The following is a 16,153-nucleotide window of genomic DNA, read 5'->3' as shown; positions in this document are numbered from 1 at the left end:
TGTAATTAATCCCCCGCCCTAAAGGGCGGGGCTATTATGAAACACAAATCAAAATATATTTATTATATTAATATACCTGATTCAATTTTTTCCTTTTCACTTTTGCCTTTTGCATTATCAAGATCCTCGTTTATCTCATCTTCTATCGAAACCTGGATATCGAATATTTTTTTGTAGAACCCGTTATTTTCAATCAGCTCTTCATGAGTTCCCTGTTCAATAACCCTGCCTTTATCAAGGACAATGATCCTGTCACAATCCTGGACAGATGTTATCCTGTGCGCAATAACAATAGTAGTTTTGGCAGCTGTTATTCCGCGAAGCGCTTTTTGAATTTCGAATTCCGTTTCAGTATCTATTGCAGATGTTGAATCATCAAGCACAAGTATATCCGGATTTTTCAGCAGAGTTCTGGCAAGCGTTACACGCTGTTTTTGTCCCCCTGAAAGCGTCACTCCTTTTTCGCCAATCACAGTATCGTATGAATTTGGGAAATGATCGCTTATTATATCATGAATATTTGCAACCTTGGCTGATTCCACAATCTCTTCGATATGTGTATCCGGATTTGAATACGCGATATTTTCCTTAATTGAAGTTGAGAACAAAAATGCTTTCTGCAGTACCACACCTATTTTGCTTCTTAAATACGGCCTGGAATATTCATTGATATTCCTTCCGTCGATCTTTATTGTGCCGCTATCGGGCTCATAGAATTTCATAAGCAGAGAAATGATGGTTGATTTACCTGCACCTGTAGGTCCAAGTAAAGCCACTTTTTCACCCGGTTTTATCTTCATCGAAACACCGTTGAGGATATTGGCTTCTTCATCTTCATATTTAAAGAACACATTATCAAATTCAATCAGTCCGCTTAATTCTTTATTATCATTATCAAAACCTGAATAATCTTCGCCCGGATGATCAAGGATCGAATAAATTCTCTCGATAGCAACACGCGTCATACCCATTTCACTAACTAGCTGGGCAAGCCTTCGCATTGGCCAGGTTACATAAGAAGCATATGTAAAAAATGCGGTGAATTCACCAATAGTTATCTGATTAGAAAGAACGTAATACCCGCCTGCAAAAATTGATATCGCAAGCTGAGTATACACAAGCACATCGCTTCCCGGCCAATAAATTGAGTGCAGCTTAAGCAGCTTCATTCCCCATCTTCGTTTTTCGGCGTTCTGTTTTGTGAATTTTTCAATTTCATAATTTTCCTTCGCGAAAGCCTTCACAACACGGATACCGGAAAGATTTTCCTGTACCATCGCAGTAAGCTTATCCTGCTCAGCTTCATGCCTTGTCCATATTTCACCTTCTTTTTTGAAAAAGAATACTGATGCCAGAAGCATTACAGGAAACAAAGTGATAGCGATAAACGCATAAGAGGGGCTTACCAAAAACATCATAATAAATGCGCCTATGAAAATAGTTGCAAGTCTTATTGATTCCGTTACCTGCATGGTTGCAAATTTACGCACCGTTTCAACATCACCTGTGCAGCGCTGGATCAGCTCACCTGTTGGTGTTTTGCCGAAATACTTCATAGGCAGATGCTGCAGGTGGCTGAAAAGCCTGTCACGAAGCTTCTTCATAGCTTTTTCAGTGGATGCTGCTGAAATTACGCTTGATGAAAGCATTGTTATTCCGCGCATCAGTGCAATTATCAGAAAGATCACCCCAAGATAAACAAGTATCATCCCGGAATTTTCTATTTTAAGCTCAGGCAGTATGGAATAAAAGAAATTCGTAATCCTGTCATCTGCTGAAATGGTGTTGCCTTTGCCCGTTACAAAAAAAGCTATGATCTTATCTACTGTCATCTGGAGTATTTTAGGCTCCAGCAATCTGAATCCAACGGAAACAATGAGCAGCAGTGATGCTGCAATGTACTCATATTTCCATTTTCCTAATATTTCGAATAATTTCTTTAGACTTTTCATTTCATTATTATTTAGACCCCCTCGTCCCGCTTTCAGCGGGACACTCCCCTTGTAAAGGGGAAGACGGGATAATTATTGTACAAAAAAAAACCGCGAGTCTTATTTATGACCCGCGGTTTGCTTAAACTTTTGTATTTTATGAGGTTCTATCCTAAAAACCTCCGTTTATCGCTAACCAGCGGGCATAAAATGTCCACAAAGAGACCTGTAATAGGTGCTGTATTCTGGATCATATATATTTTAATGCCGTTTCTCATTTTATTTTTTTTTGGTTTTAGAGTCCTTTTACAAGCTCTGGTTAGTTATAAATATTTGTGAGTTAAAATTTGCTTCTAAATTGTGTTATTACAAACTTACAAATTTTTTAAATTAGTGTCAAGAAAATTTGAAAATAAATTTTTAAAAATGGTGGATATAAATCATAAATTAAAAAATTCAATTGAATGTATATTATAATTCCTTTAGGATATTGTTTGCTGATTCAATTAAAGTTCTATAATTCCTATTTTTCTTGGCTTTAGTAATAAATTTTTTTAACTCCCTTTTCATAATAATTATATCGATAAACCCATTTACTATTGCTAAACCATAAATGTAAGCAAATTCGCTTTTATTTTTATTAAACTCATTTTCTAAAAATTCAATAACTGAATATAAATCTAAATCTTTAATTTGATGTAATTTTCGAAATTCTTCATACCAGTATCTGACTTTTTTGTAATTTTTATTAAGAATACTAAAAAAAGCATTATTTAAGAATACTACCGAATGATTTTTATCTAATAAACGTATTTCATCAGTAAAATATTTAGCTTGTTTTAAATCGCCTAAAAAATAATATGTTCTTGCTAATGTGATGTATATTGGAATTTTATTTATCACTAAGTCAGGAATTTTTAATAATGCATCCCTACTCTTCTCCATTTCGCCAATAAGATGTGCATTTAAACCAGTTACAAAATATGCTTCAGCTAACATTTTATCTATTTTCTCTAATCTTGCTGATTTTAATAAATTGTCTGCATTCCCTTTTATGATGAAAATTTTTAAATTATTAAACAATTTTATTGCTTGTTCGGATTTATCATCCGATATAAAATATATACCTATAATATATAAGCATACTTCAAATAGATTATCCGATACAGTAATTATTTCATCTAATTCGTTTGCTTCTTTGACATTCCATGCTCTGTTAAAAAGAATTTTTGAAATATCATTTAATAAAAATTCAAAATTATCTTTTATATATTCATTTATCTTAAGTGTATATTGTATTTTAAATTGATATACTTTTTCATTATTTAAATTTCCGTAGAATCCATTACCCCACAAGATCAAATCTAATTTATTTTCTATTAGATATTTATTTGCTTTAAAGATATTTGTAATCAAATCATTTGGTATTAAAATAAATTTAATATCATTACTTAAATTTTCTTCTGATAAATAGTTATATACCCTAGTTATTATTCTTTTAAAATTTCTTTTTACTTCCGGGTCGATAGATATAGCAATAGCAATTATTTTCTTATTATTATTTCCTATTATGAATATACGTGAAAAAAATAGCCATAAAAATATCCAGATTATGAAAAGAATTATTATTAATAATAATATAGTTGAATTAAATGTGTCACTTAAAATCCAAATGGAAATTATAATAAATATTAGCGATATCACTAAAAAACCTTTTAGGGTTTTCCAATCATCGATTAATCCTATTAAATATTCGATAATTTTAAAATTCATACTTCTATCTCACCTCTTATTACAGTAACAGCTTCGCCGGTTAGCATAACTCTCTCGCCTTCAATAACTATATCAAGTGTACCGCCTCGTTCTGATGCCTGGTAGGCTTTGAACGTGTTCTTGCCGAGCCTGCCCTGCCAATAGGGAGCAAGTGCGCAGTGCGCTGAACCTGTTACGGGGTCTTCCTGGATGCCTTTTTCAGGCGCGAAGAAGCGGGAGATGAAATCATAACCCGGCATATTAGCTTCTGCGGTAATGATGGTTCCCCATCCCGGAAGCTTAAGCATCACATTAAAATCAGGTTTCAGATTTATGATATCTGATTCGCTGCCAAGCTCAATGATATAATTCCATTTTGTCATTCCAACATACTTTGGCTGTACCCCGCCAATTGCATCGATAAGCTCAGGCGGGTATGAAATTTCCTTCTGTGGTATCGCGGGAAAATCGAGAGTAATTTTTCCGTTGTTATATTTGCAAGTAAGCAGTCCGCTTCGGGTATTGAACTTTATGGTTTCATCCTTTTTAGCAATGCCTTCCTGCCACATTATGTGCGATGATGCAAGCGTAGCGTGGCCGCAGAGATCAACTTCGCTGACAGGTGTCATCCAGCGGAGGCTGTAAACATCGCTTTCAGGTTCTTTAAGTATGAATGCGGTTTCAGCAAGATTAAGCTCGAATGCAATTTCCTGCATGAGGCTTGTCGGGATATCTTCTTTTAGTAAACATACTGCTGCGGGATTACCTTTGAAGGGTTCGTTGGTGAAAGCATCAACTGTGAATATTGGTAGTTTCATTTTGATAAGATAATTTTTAAATGCAGGTAAAAATAATCGGAAGTTTGTGATTAAGCAATATGTATATTTGTCATACCCGCGAAAGCGGGTATCCAGACGAAAATGAAGGATTGGACTATAATGTATGGAAATATAATTTTCCTATTTGAGCTAATAAAACATTTGTATGTTAAATTTGAAGTTTTGTATATCCGTCAATAAAGTACTTTCTAAAATTTACCACAAGATACCCGCTTTCGCGGGTATGACAAGCAGTAAAACAAAAAAGCCGCTCAAATTTGAGCGGCTTTAAAATTCTTGCACTATTTATGAGATCCTTCGCTTGCGCTCAGGATTGAGAAAATTATTTTGTGAATACCATCTTCTGAACTTCAACCATTTCAGGGGTTTTGATCCTGTAGAAGTAAACACCTGAAGGAAGGTTAGCGGCATTGAATGTAACTGAATGTTCGCCTTCATTCTGTGATTCATCAACTAAAACCACAACTTCACGGCCTAAACGGTCATAAACTGTAATTTTAACGCTGGTTGAATTCTTTAATGTGTATGTAATTTTTGTTTCGGGGTTAAACGGGTTAGGATAGTTCCTTGCGGTAAAATATGATTCACCGTTATTCATATCTGTCTGAGCGGTTTCCTGTTTAAGCTCTTTGCTGTAACGCTCAGAGATCATCGCAACGCCTGTTTCAACAGGTCCGGCAACGAATTCTTTACCGGTCTGGAATGAGAACTGGATTCCCAGCGCTTCCTGCTCTAAAATCGAAAAATCGTCATCTTTGCTTTTTGAAATAACCTTAAATTCAGAAGGTGTGATATTGAAATGGACTTCCTTCCATCCTGAAAAGTTCATGCCGAGCGGTTTTGATTCAAGCCTGACATCAGTGTTTTCATCATACTTGCCGTCATTATTCTTATCGAATAAGATCTGGATAGTAGCTGACATATCGTTATTGATACCCTGAAGCATAACTGAAAGAATGTTATTTTCAGCAACCTGCAGCTTTTCTTCTTTTCTGATGATACCTGCGAACGAATTCGGTGTGATATTCTTGTTTTGTGAGGAAATTACACCGTAGCCGTTTTCGAGGTTATCCTCTTTGTGAGAATATTTCATGGTAAGATCGCCGCCTGAATACCAGCCGGGCATTGTGTGATCACCGAAACTATCGATAACATATAAGTTTGAATTTTGTGCAAGGACTGCTGACGCTGAAAGTAAAACTGCAAAAATGGTAAATACAAATCTCGTAATGAATTTGATCATTAAATTACCCCCAATGGTAAGTTTTTTGAAAATGTTATTAAATGATAAGTATTACGGGTAAACTACTTAACCAGTGTCATTCTTTTTACAGAAGAATAATCACCGACCTGCAGTTTATAGAGGTAAATGCCTGCGGGAAGATCGTTAGCATCAAATGTAACTTCATAGTATCCGGCTGTTTGATAGCCGTCTACTAAAACCCGCACAGACTGTCCGACAAGGTTAAAAACTGTTAATTTAACGTTGCCATCGGTCTTCAGATCATACGAAAGCTGTGTAGATGGGTTGAATGGATTGGGATAATTTTGATTGAGTTCGAACTTATCAGGATTACCCTTAAGATCCACAAGCTGTTCTTTATTATCGGCGCTCACTTTTAAAGTGCCGAAGACAAAGAATAGGCTTAATATTAGTATGTAAACTTTCGTCATTTACTGGATTTATCTCTAAAATACTTATGCAAAGTTAATTATAAATGTTTTTAATGTCAATACAACATATACTGTAAACCCGTGATATTTAGAAGATGAGAAAACAGCACTTTACGTACTGTTTTCTCATCAAAAACTGTTTTACTGCATTTTTAAAGCTACAATTCTTTCTGAACCGCTTTTATCTACTATTTTTAACAATACAGGGTCACCTGAAGTTTTGCCGCTTAAAGCATCGGCAAGGTCACCTGCATTATTGATCTTTTTCTTATTGGCTTCAATTATAACTGAACCTTCCTGAAGGCCGCGGTAGAAAGTCTCAGAGAACTTATCAACTGAGGTCACTACCACACCGCCGGAAATATTATACTTTTCCTTCAGTGATGAAGAAACATCCTGTACGCTGATACCGAGACCTTTAACGGTAGTGGAATTTACGCCTTTATTACTGCCTTCATCTTCTTTATTGTTAAGCGCAGTCTGTTTTTCTTCTTCAGCCCTTGGCTTTAAAGTAACATCTTTTTCAATTGTTTTGCCATCTCTGAATACTGTAAGCTTGGCAATATCACCGGGGCGTTTACTGTTGATAATTACCTGAAGCTCATTGGAAGCATTTACTTCTTTCCCGTCAACTGAAAGGATCACGTCGCCCGCCTGGAGACCGGCTTCATCACCGCCGCCGCCTTTTTGAACGCTCTGTACAAGTACTCCCCTGGCTTTATCTAATCCAAGACCCTTTGCCATGGTTTCATCAACTGTCTGTATCTGCACACCGATATAACCGCGTACAACTTTACCTGATTTAATAAGCTCCTGTGTAACTGATTTAACGATGTTAACTGGAATTGCAAAACCGTAGCCCTGGTAATAACCGGTATTGGTTTTAATTGCAGAATTGATACCGACTAACTGGCCATTTACATCAACTAATGCTCCGCCGGAATTTCCCGGGTTAATTGCAGCGTCTGTCTGTATAAAATTTTCGATAGCATAACCGCCGCCGTTAACACCAATATTACGGCCCAATGCACTTACGATACCTGCTGTAACTGTATAATTGAGACCAAGCGGATTACCGATAGCAAGAACCCACTCACCTACCTGGATATTATCGGAGTTACCCAGTGACATAACAGGAAGGTCATTTGCTTCGATCTTTATTACAGCAAGATCAGTATTTTCATCAAGCCCGATAACTTTTGCATCAAATTCGCGTTTATCGGTCAAAACTACCTTTATACCATGCTCGCCGGCACCTTTAACAACGTGGTTGTTGGTAACAATGTAACCATCTTTTGAAATGATAACGCCTGAACCGCTTCCCATTTGCGGGCCCGGATCCGGCATTTGTCCATCGGGACCGAAGAAGAACCTGAACGGATCGTTGGGATCACCCGGAGTTTCATTGTTCTCATTTTTTCCGGGTTTTGATTTCACTTCAATATATACAACTGTTGGTGTAACAGTTTTGCTGATCTCTATAAAAGCATCGTTAAGACTTTTAACATTCGGGTTAACAGTAATTGGCGGAGTTGTATTAAACTCAACCTGTGTATCTGAGTGTACCACTTTTACACCGCTGAAATTAGCGATAAGTACAGCTCCGAAGATTATTGAAAGCAGCACTACAAAACCTGCCGCTATTATTGATTTTCTTGGCATATTATTTTTTCTCCTTATTTCTTTTTGATAACAGCGTTAAAAACAGTAAGAATGTATTACTTATATTATTCTCTCCTTAATTGAACTGAAAACTAAAATAATTTAAGTGAATTAAAAACTTTTTTCGCATTTGAAAATCCCGCATGTTCAAAATGATCACGAAGGTAATTTTCGAAAAATTTTTCAAGCGCAAATACCTGTTGCTTTGATATATTAAGAGCCATCATACTATTAAAGTTCCCCCCGCTTAAAACCTCGAGGGTTTTCTGCTCTCCTGGTGAAAACCTGTTTTCGTAAAAATATTTATTTTGAGCCTTAAAATCAACATTCTCACCGGGTAATACATCTATATTGATATTATAGCCTAAGAGCTCAAGCAGCCTAAGCTCAAAGTTAAATAACACATTAACATAGTTTTTAGTTGCACTTTCCAGGATCTGCAGCGAATTTGCAAGTAAATTGTAAATTTTTGTATTTTCCTGGTATTCTGCAGTAGTTTTGTTAACAAGCTCTATCATTCTGTACCCGAACTGCATTTTATCAAAATCATCATAAATACTGTTTAAAGTAATTAGATGCTCGGCGCCTGAAATTAGATGCAGTGTCCTGGTTTCTTTGTAATAAAACATTATTTTTACAAGAGCCATAGTTTGCAGAGCGCCGCCCCAGCGTGACCTGGAATTGCGGACACCTTTGGCGATACATTTTAATTTACCGTGTGAAAGCGTAAAAAAAGTGATGATCTTGCTGGTTTCCCTGTAATTATCACACTTTAATATCACTGCTTCTGTTTGGACTATTGGCATTAACTTTCTTCTTCGTTTCTGAGAGTTTGAATGTATGAACTGAACATTTGTTTCAAACTGCCGAAATTATACGGCGGGTAATGCACTTTATATTCGGTTATGATAGCAGTAACAAGCTCATTAGGAACAAGATCAAATGCGGGATTCATAACACTGTAATCTGATAATGTTATCTTTTCTCCGTTCACCCTGGTAACTTCTTCGGGGTCACGTTCTTCAATTTCTATTTTTGAGCCGTCCGGAATTTCAAAATCAATGGTACTGCCCGGCGCAGCTACATAAAATGGAATTTTATGAAACGCGCAGTTAACAGCAAGTGAGTAGCTTCCTACTTTATTTACAACATCACCGTTTGAAGCTATCCTGTCTGCGCCGACAATTACACAATCTATCATTTCATCTTTCATCAAGTTGGCAGCCATTGAATCAATTATTATATCGAAATCAATTTCATTCTGCGCCAGCTCGTAAGCTGTTAACCTTGAGCCCTGCAGCAGCGGACGGGTTTCATCTGCATACACAAACAGGTCCTTACCCTGCTGTTTAGCTGTATAAATAATTCCAAGGGCTGTACCAATGCCGCCGGTAGCCAGCTCACCTGCATTACAGTGAGTTAAAATCGTCATTTTATCAGTGATAAGCTCAGCGCCGTTTACGCCGATACGTTTGCACATTTCAGCGTCTTCATCAAATATTGCATCAGCTTCTCTTAAGAGAAGGTCTTCTATTTCAATAAAATCTTTATCTATGTTCTCTTCAAAAACCTTTGTCATTCTATCGAGGGCGTAGAAAAGGTTTTTAGCAGTCGGGCGTGAAGTTCGAAGGGTTTCAGTTACTTTATAAAAATGTATCTCAAAATTTTTCCTGTTATCTGTATCATAATGGTGAACACCCATTACAACGCCGTAAGCGGCGGCAATGCCGATAAGAGGTGCGCCTCTTATTTTCAGCTTTTGAATTGCTTCGGCTACATCTTTATAGCTTTTGGTCTTTTGATACTTCTCTTTAAGTGGAAGAAGTGTCTGGTCTAAGAAAATAAGCTCGTGTTTATTTGTATATTCAAGCTTATCTGTCATTCCTATACCCTTATACCATAAAATTAATTTATATAATCTTTAAAAACTTTTTACAGCAATTGTTACAGATCAGCAGGCTCGAAAGTTGAGAACCTTGTGAACTCATTGAACCTGTCTTTAATTTTCAGGTGAGAAAGCTCACGTGTACCTTCGAGTGAAAATTTTTCTACACAAAATGAAGCTATTGTGCTGCCAAATATCACTGCACGTTTCATATTCTCAAAAGAAATATCATCCGTTTTTGCAAGATAGCCTATAAATCCGCCTGCGAAGCTGTCACCGGCGCCTGTCGGGTCATATATTGATTCAAGCGGGTATGCAGGAGCGCTGAAAAGCTCGTTTTCGTGGAATAATAATGCGCCGTGCTCACCTTTTTTAATGATAACTATTTTGGGACCTAATGCCTGGATCTTTTTGGCTGCTTTAAAAAGATTTGCCTCATGCGATATTTCTCTTGCTTCAGAATCGTTAATTATAAAAACATTTATATGCTGAAGAACATCTACCAGAGCATCATAGGCGCCGTCTATCCAGAAGTTCATTGTATCTGCAACTACAAGCTTTGGATTCTGCATCTGCTCGTAAACTTTTTTCTGCAGCGCGGGGTGAATGTTGCCAAGGCACAGGTACTGGCTTTTCTGAAATGTTTCAGGAACGATCGGGTCAAAATCCGCGAATACGTTCAGCTCGGTAACAAGGCTCTCTCTGGTGTTGAGGTCATAATCATATTTACCGTGCCAGTGGAAAGTTTTTCCATCTTCTTTTATCTGCAGACCTTCGAGATCAATTTCCCGTTCTTCAAAATATTCCAGTTCTTTTTTCGGGAAGTCGCCGCCAACAACACCAACAAGCCTTACCGGCTGTGTGAAATATGACGCAGCCACTGAAATAAAAGTTGCTGAGCCTCCTAAAGTTCTTTCTGCCTTCCCAAAAGGGGTTTCTATTGTATCAAGCGCAAGTGAGCCAACTACCAGTAATGACATTAATTCTCCTTAATTTTTAAAAGCTATCCCTAAATTACAAAGTGAAATTCTGTATTCAGCAAAAATAGCATTCAGTTTATTGAAATGAAAGAAATTAATTTTTGCCGTAAAATTGATTGATTTAGCCTGATTAAACAGTTAATTTTGTAATAAGTAATAAGGAGGTCCTTTGCCTAAAATATTATTCACTTTAGCCCTGATATTTGGAATTAATAATGTAATAATTTCTCAAAACGGATGGATTTGGCAGAATCCACTGCCGCAGGGTAACAATATGAGCAATCTTCAGTCTGTTAACTCAACAACTGCGTATGCTATGTGTTTTAACAGCGTAATGAAAACAACCAATACAGGAAGCAACTGGAGCATTTATTATACTAATCACAGCCAGAACAATACTTCACTTCATTTCATTAATGAAACTACAGGGTTTATAGTAAGTGATACAGGTATAGTATTAAAAACTGTAAACGGCGGAGTAAACTGGAATATTGTTTATGATTTTCATCAAGCAAAATTTCATAAAGTATACTTTAGCGATGTTAATACTGGTTACCTGCTGAGATATAACAATTATAACTATAGTGGGACAGTGTTATACAGAACTTCAAACAGCGGTTTATCATGGAGTGAATTATTAAATGATTCAACAATTGATTTAAACGATATTAAATTTTCTGATTTACAAACAGGATATTTTGGAGGTAACTTAAATTTTCATTCTAATAATAATTATTATACAAAATTTTATAAAACGAATAACGGAGGATTGAGCTTTGATTCATTATATACCGGATTCGAAATTACACTAGAAGGTATAGAGATTAAAAATAATATCATCGCCATTTATGGAGGAACTGGATTGCCATATATATGCGGGTTCTTTTATTCCACTAACTCCGGTCAAAGCTGGATTCCATCTGATTTGCATAAAACAGTCAGGGATATTTGTTACATTGATCCGGCAAATTTATATGCAACAGCAACAAACAGCGGGGTGTTTTTGTATAAATCCACAAATAATGGTGTAAACTGGAGTAATATAGGAAGTGATATCAAATCTAATGAAATTGAATTCATTAATCCTACAACAGGGATAAGTGTTGGCGGTACCGGCCAGGTACACAAAACAACAAACTCAGGTATTAACTGGATAAGTACAACAACTTCTTTCTTTAATAGTTATTTCTGGTCCGTAGAATTTATTAACAATACAACCGGTTTTGCAGGGGGTTCGAACTCGTTAATAAAAACAACAAATGGCGGCAATAACTGGTTTTATATTCCGCGTATCCCGGGAGATCAGATTGAATTTACTGATGCTAATACAGGTTACGCAGCTAACGTTGACACAATGTATAAAACAACAAATTGCGGTATGAACTGGATCAACTTGAATTATGGCCAACCCGGACAAATTAATGAAATCAGCTTCGTTAACAATTATACAGGTTTTTATATTGGCAAGTACAACGTTCTGAAAAAAACAACTGATGGCGGAAATTCATGGAATCAAATTACGGGTTATGGCGGCGGATATCAGGAAACTATGTATTTTGTAAATGAAAACCTAGGTTTCATTGGGAGAAATGATTACTCGCTAGGCTGGGGAGTAAGCAGAACTACCAACGGCGGGTTGAACTGGGACTTTCAACCTGTACCTGAATATGATTATTTTATTTGGGATTTTGATTTTATAAATTCATCTACAGGATTTTATACTACAGCCGGCCGGATTTTCAAAACCACTAATTCCGGTAGTAACTGGTTAAAAGTTTTTGAACAACAATCCGGTATTTATCTTGATATTTTGTCTATTCATTTTGTAAATCAATCAGTCGGATACGCATCAATTGGAGGAAAAGTTTTAAAAACTACAGATACAGGGAGTACTTGGAATATTCATAATTCAATTACAAATTTTGGTTTATATGATTTGTACTTCACTGATGTTAACACCGGTTTTTTTGTTAGCAACAGTGGCGTAATTATTAAAACCACCAATGGCTGCGGAGATCCAATCGGCATTGAACCCATCAGCAGCAATATTCCTGAAAGTTTTGAGCTGTACCAGAATTTTCCGAACCCGTTTAATCCCGTTACTAAAATTAAGTTTTCTATTCCGAACAGCACAAACGGAAGAAATGAGCTTACTTCGCTGAAAATATACGATATCCTCGGGAAAGAAATTGCCATGCCGGTAAATGAGATCCTTGCACCCGGCGAATATGAAATTACGTGGGATGCAACAGGCTTGTCTTCAGGGGTATATTTTTACAGATTTAATTCAGGCGAATATAAAGTAACCAAAAAACTGATACTATTAAAATAGCAGTTAATTTTCATCTACCCTTTTTACGTTATTGAATAGTGCCATTAATTACTATATTTTGCTATTATTGAAGAACAAAAGCATTCAATTTCAGCAGAGGGTAAGGGAATGGTTAAAAAAATATTTACAATATTAGCATTTATCACCGGGCTTGTTTATACAGGCTGTAACTCCCCTATATATGAGATAGTAGAAATTGAAGAGCCGATAGAGATTAAAGAAGAGCCAAAACAGGAAACTCCGCCGGTCAGTGATATCAAAGAAGATACAAGGCCTTCGGAAAACAAGTTCAGTGAAAAAAATGTAATTTCAAAATCGTATATTATTCAGATTGGCGCTTTTAATGATGAAAAAAACGCCGACAGGTATTATAATAAAGCAAAGCAGAGCTTTGAAGGTATGGACCTTTCAGTAAAGAACATTGAAGGACTTTACAAGATAAGGCTTGCAGGCTTTAGTTCCAGGGATGAGGCTATTTCGTTTCTGCAAAAAGCAAAGGATGCCGGTTTTAGTGACTCCTTTGTAGTTGAGCTTACCCTGGTAAAAACAGAAAATAAATAGAAATAATCAGAAAAGCAGAATAACTTTATTCTGCTTTTTAAATTTATACAAAATTAACCCTATTTAATTAAATAATTTTATTCAATTATATAAAATAAGTAATTATTATTACTTGAATTTATTGTTTTTTATAAATAATTTACATTTATTAAAATCATATATATAGAGTAAAATTTTACATTTTAAATTTAGTAGGGAATAAACCAGCTATGAAATTACGATATTTCTGTATAGCAATACTATTTACTATACTCCCCTATTTAATAGGCTGCGGATCAGGTTCATATAAAATAGAAAACTCTGATAAACAGGATACAACCAAGTATAAGCAAACCGGAGCAAAGCTGAAAAATGCTTATAAGATCCAGACTCCCCCGCGTTTTACACTTCAGATCTCAGGCGGTATCAACTTAGGAATGGCAGAACTTTCCTCTAACTTCAATACTATATTTGACTCTGCACAGTTTTCCAAAGGACTTAACTTTGGCGTAAAGAACGGTTACGGAGCAATGATAATCGGTAAAATACCGCTTCATAAAGAAGGTAATGTCAGGCTGAATATTTCAGCAAACTTCAACAGGTTCACAAGCAGCTTTCTTTCTTCGGCATCAAAATACGGAGATGTAAGTTATAATGTATTAGCATTCGGAGTTGGTATAGAAAATTCATTCAATCCTACTTTCCGTTTAAAGCCGTATATCGCAGGAGAAGTCCAGGCAAATATGATATCAGGCAAAGCCAATATCACCAGCCAAACCACAGGTCAAACCCGAAATGTAACAATCAAAAATTCATTCAGGATAGGCTATATGATATATACGGGTTTTGAGTATATGTTCAGCAACCAGGTCGGAGGAAATTTCGGAATAAAGCTGACAAACTCAAACCAGGTATTAAAATCTACAAAAACAAGCGATAATCCTGATGAGGTTCCTTTAAGAGATAAAAAAGATGATACCGGTGAAATAGAATTCGGCGGTTTCAAAAATTTCATTTTCACTACATTTTATATGGGTGTTAATCTGTATTTTGGCGTAAACGATATTATTTATAAGTTTAAAAAATAAAAAGCCGCTATGAAAAGAAATATATTATTAACTGTATTATTATTTTCTGTTCTTTTATCAAACGGTGTGTTTGCTCAAAATACCCAGATAAAAAGGTATATGATAGTAAGAAGCTCACCAAGCTATACACTGCAGCTCAATTTAGACTACAACCAATCTGTGTTTGAGCTATCAGGAGCTTATAATGATGACTACCAGTCCAAAGTGGTTTATGATGGTGAATCATTCGGGGCAGATAAAGGTTACGGGGCAAGCATTCTTTCCAAAATTGTTTTAAATGAAAGAGGCAGCGTCAGGTTTACACAATCTTTAACTTACAACAGGATACTTTCATACACATTCGGAACAAAAGAAACCGTTGCAGATAACGGTCATGCTAACTACAACTGTTTTACCGGCGGACTGGGAATGGAGTATAACTTTACTCCTGCGCACAGGTTCAAGCTGTATATCGGCGGCGAACTGAATGCAAGCATGATAAACGGGGATATTAAGATCTGGTTTGAAAACAGAGGAGGCACTCCGTATAATGAAGAATATAAAGTCACAAATTCTTTCAGAATGGGATACGGTTTAATTATTGGTTCAGAATATGTAGTAAATGAATCATTCGGACTGAACATTGCCGCAAGGTTACTGAATGCTAACGCATTTTTAAAGCAGTCCAAAGGCACAAATGCTGATACTGAATTTCAGTTAAGGGATAAAGCTGATCCTAATTTAAAGCTTGCCGGTGATAATAATAAGAATTTTTCATTCTACAGTATAATGGCAGGTGTTAACTTTTATTTTGGTGTAAAGGAAAAAAGATATAAATTAAACTAATTTTATCCAGTTTTTTAGTAAAGGTTAGCTGAAATTGTTATTTCATCTAACCTTTTTTATTTTCCATAAGTAAAATTACTGGAAATTTTCAATTTCTAACTGCATTATTTATAAAGGGTTACAGTTTTATTTTAAATTAACTCTTTACTAGTCTTGTTTTTCTTAAGATTATGGCTTATATTGACTTAGTAATTTATGCAGAAATTTACTAAAATACTAATTTTAACTTTTACTGTTTCGGCAGTAATGTATTTTTCAGCATGTTCATCCGGTGAGTATGAAACAGAAACCTATACTGTTGATTATACTGAAAAAACCGTAAAAATTGATACTATCAAAAAGATAACCCTTAATGATGAAAGCATAAAACAGGATAAAAACAATAAGGATAATATTAAGGATACAAAAGAATCCTATTATTATACCGTCCAGATAGGAGCATTTGCAATGCACGATAATTCAGACAGATTTATCGAAAAAGCAAAGATCATATTAGGCGGTGAAGTATATTCTGAAGAATCAGGCAATCTTCATAAAGTAAGAGTTGGCAGGTTCAATACCAGGGCAGAAGCTATTAAATATTCTGAAATGGTAAGATCTAAAGGATATTCAGATGCATTTGTTGTAACCAAAAAGAACTGAAAT

At 35.8% G+C, this 16,153-nt stretch carries 14 protein-coding genes; 5 read left to right on the top strand and 9 right to left on the bottom strand.

Annotation, left to right across the window (positions count from 1 at the left end):
• Positions 1–62: 62 nt before the first annotated feature.
• The 9 genes from J0M37_06840 to J0M37_06800 form a co-directional block, all read right to left on the bottom strand.
• Positions 63–1,952 (bottom strand): ABC transporter ATP-binding protein, encoded by a 1,890-nt coding sequence (locus J0M37_06840; GenBank protein ID MBN8584798.1) that lies wholly within the window; start codon positions 1,950–1,952, stop codon positions 63–65.
• Positions 1,953–2,402: 450 nt separating this feature from the next.
• Positions 2,403–3,704: a hypothetical protein gene (locus tag J0M37_06835; GenBank protein ID MBN8584797.1), complete on the bottom strand. Its 1,302-nt coding sequence runs from the start codon at positions 3,702–3,704 to the stop codon at positions 2,403–2,405.
• Positions 3,701–4,501, bottom strand: coding sequence for a PhzF family phenazine biosynthesis protein (locus J0M37_06830; protein ID MBN8584796.1), 801 nt, complete (start codon positions 4,499–4,501; stop codon positions 3,701–3,703). The genes J0M37_06835 and J0M37_06830 overlap by 4 nt, the downstream gene beginning before the upstream one ends.
• A 343-nt stretch (positions 4,502–4,844) precedes the next feature.
• A complete protein-coding gene (locus J0M37_06825) occupies positions 4,845–5,765 on the bottom strand; it encodes a T9SS type A sorting domain-containing protein (GenBank protein ID MBN8584795.1) in 921 nt (306 codons plus the stop codon).
• Positions 5,766–5,827: 62 nt separating this feature from the next.
• The gene (locus tag J0M37_06820) at positions 5,828–6,196 is read right to left on the bottom strand and encodes a T9SS type A sorting domain-containing protein (GenBank protein ID MBN8584794.1); all 369 of its coding nucleotides are present in this window, start codon (positions 6,194–6,196) and stop codon (positions 5,828–5,830) included.
• Positions 6,197–6,337: 141 nt separating this feature from the next.
• The gene (locus tag J0M37_06815) at positions 6,338–7,858 is read right to left on the bottom strand and encodes a Do family serine endopeptidase (GenBank protein ID MBN8584793.1); all 1,521 of its coding nucleotides are present in this window, start codon (positions 7,856–7,858) and stop codon (positions 6,338–6,340) included.
• A gap of 92 nt (positions 7,859–7,950) precedes the next feature.
• Positions 7,951–8,664: a DNA repair protein RecO gene (gene recO, locus J0M37_06810; protein ID MBN8584792.1), complete on the bottom strand. Its 714-nt coding sequence runs from the start codon at positions 8,662–8,664 to the stop codon at positions 7,951–7,953.
• Positions 8,664–9,740 carry an S-methyl-5-thioribose-1-phosphate isomerase gene (gene mtnA / locus J0M37_06805; protein ID MBN8584791.1) on the bottom strand — a complete coding sequence of 359 codons (1,077 nt, stop codon included), beginning with the start codon at positions 9,738–9,740 and terminating at the stop codon, positions 8,664–8,666. Before mtnA ends, recO begins: the two co-directional genes overlap by 1 nt.
• Before the next feature lie 62 nt (positions 9,741–9,802).
• Complete coding sequence (locus J0M37_06800; protein MBN8584790.1) at positions 9,803–10,723, bottom strand: sugar kinase; 921 nt, start codon at positions 10,721–10,723, stop codon at positions 9,803–9,805.
• A 169-nt stretch (positions 10,724–10,892) separates the two neighbouring features.
• Between J0M37_06800 and J0M37_06795 the strand changes: the two genes are divergently transcribed.
• From J0M37_06795 to J0M37_06775, 5 genes are all read left to right on the top strand, one after another.
• Entirely contained in the window at positions 10,893–13,055 is a 2,163-nt protein-coding gene (locus tag J0M37_06795) for a T9SS type A sorting domain-containing protein (protein MBN8584789.1), read from the top strand.
• Positions 13,056–13,163: 108 nt separating this feature from the next.
• Positions 13,164–13,616 carry an SPOR domain-containing protein gene (locus tag J0M37_06790; protein MBN8584788.1) on the top strand — a complete coding sequence of 151 codons (453 nt, stop codon included), beginning with the start codon at positions 13,164–13,166 and terminating at the stop codon, positions 13,614–13,616.
• Positions 13,617–13,825: 209 nt separating this feature from the next.
• On the top strand, positions 13,826–14,683 hold the full coding sequence (locus J0M37_06785; GenBank protein ID MBN8584787.1) for a hypothetical protein: 858 nt from the start codon (positions 13,826–13,828) through the stop codon (positions 14,681–14,683).
• A gap of 9 nt (positions 14,684–14,692) precedes the next feature.
• Positions 14,693–15,508 (top strand): hypothetical protein, encoded by an 816-nt coding sequence (locus J0M37_06780; GenBank protein MBN8584786.1) that lies wholly within the window; start codon positions 14,693–14,695, stop codon positions 15,506–15,508.
• Between the two features lie 195 nt (positions 15,509–15,703).
• On the top strand, positions 15,704–16,150 hold the full coding sequence (locus tag J0M37_06775) for an SPOR domain-containing protein (protein ID MBN8584785.1): 447 nt from the start codon (positions 15,704–15,706) through the stop codon (positions 16,148–16,150).
• Positions 16,151–16,153 lie beyond the last annotated feature (3 nt).

It is taken from the genome of Ignavibacteria bacterium (genome assembly GCA_017303675.1).
In the GTDB taxonomy this organism is placed as follows: Bacteria; Bacteroidota; Ignavibacteria; order Tepidaquicellales; family OLB5; genus OLB5.
Note: the sequence above shows the minus strand (reverse complement) of the source record. Positions and strands in the feature narration are given on the sequence as shown.

Bases quoted from the DNA above. Each gene is read 5' to 3' on its own strand.
- J0M37_06820 (MBN8584794.1), bottom strand. From the start codon at position 6,196: ATGACGAAAGTTTACATACTAATATTAAGCCTATTCTTTGTCTTCGGC.
- J0M37_06835 (MBN8584797.1), bottom strand. From the start codon at position 3,704: ATGAATTTTAAAATTATCGAATATTTAATAGGATTAATCGATGATTGG.
- J0M37_06825 (MBN8584795.1), bottom strand. From the start codon at position 5,765: ATGATCAAATTCATTACGAGATTTGTATTTACCATTTTTGCAGTTTTA.
- J0M37_06780 (MBN8584786.1), top strand. From the start codon at position 14,693: ATGAAAAGAAATATATTATTAACTGTATTATTATTTTCTGTTCTTTTA.
- recO (MBN8584792.1), bottom strand. From the start codon at position 8,664: ATGCCAATAGTCCAAACAGAAGCAGTGATATTAAAGTGTGATAATTAC.
- mtnA (MBN8584791.1), bottom strand. From the start codon at position 9,740: ATGACAGATAAGCTTGAATATACAAATAAACACGAGCTTATTTTCTTA.
- J0M37_06830 (MBN8584796.1), bottom strand. From the start codon at position 4,501: ATGAAACTACCAATATTCACAGTTGATGCTTTCACCAACGAACCCTTC.
- J0M37_06815 (MBN8584793.1), bottom strand. From the start codon at position 7,858: ATGCCAAGAAAATCAATAATAGCGGCAGGTTTTGTAGTGCTGCTTTCA.
- J0M37_06785 (MBN8584787.1), top strand. From the start codon at position 13,826: ATGAAATTACGATATTTCTGTATAGCAATACTATTTACTATACTCCCC.
- J0M37_06840 (MBN8584798.1), bottom strand. From the start codon at position 1,952: ATGAAAAGTCTAAAGAAATTATTCGAAATATTAGGAAAATGGAAATAT.
- J0M37_06800 (MBN8584790.1), bottom strand. From the start codon at position 10,723: ATGTCATTACTGGTAGTTGGCTCACTTGCGCTTGATACAATAGAAACC.
- J0M37_06790 (MBN8584788.1), top strand. From the start codon at position 13,164: ATGGTTAAAAAAATATTTACAATATTAGCATTTATCACCGGGCTTGTT.
- J0M37_06775 (MBN8584785.1), top strand. From the start codon at position 15,704: ATGCAGAAATTTACTAAAATACTAATTTTAACTTTTACTGTTTCGGCA.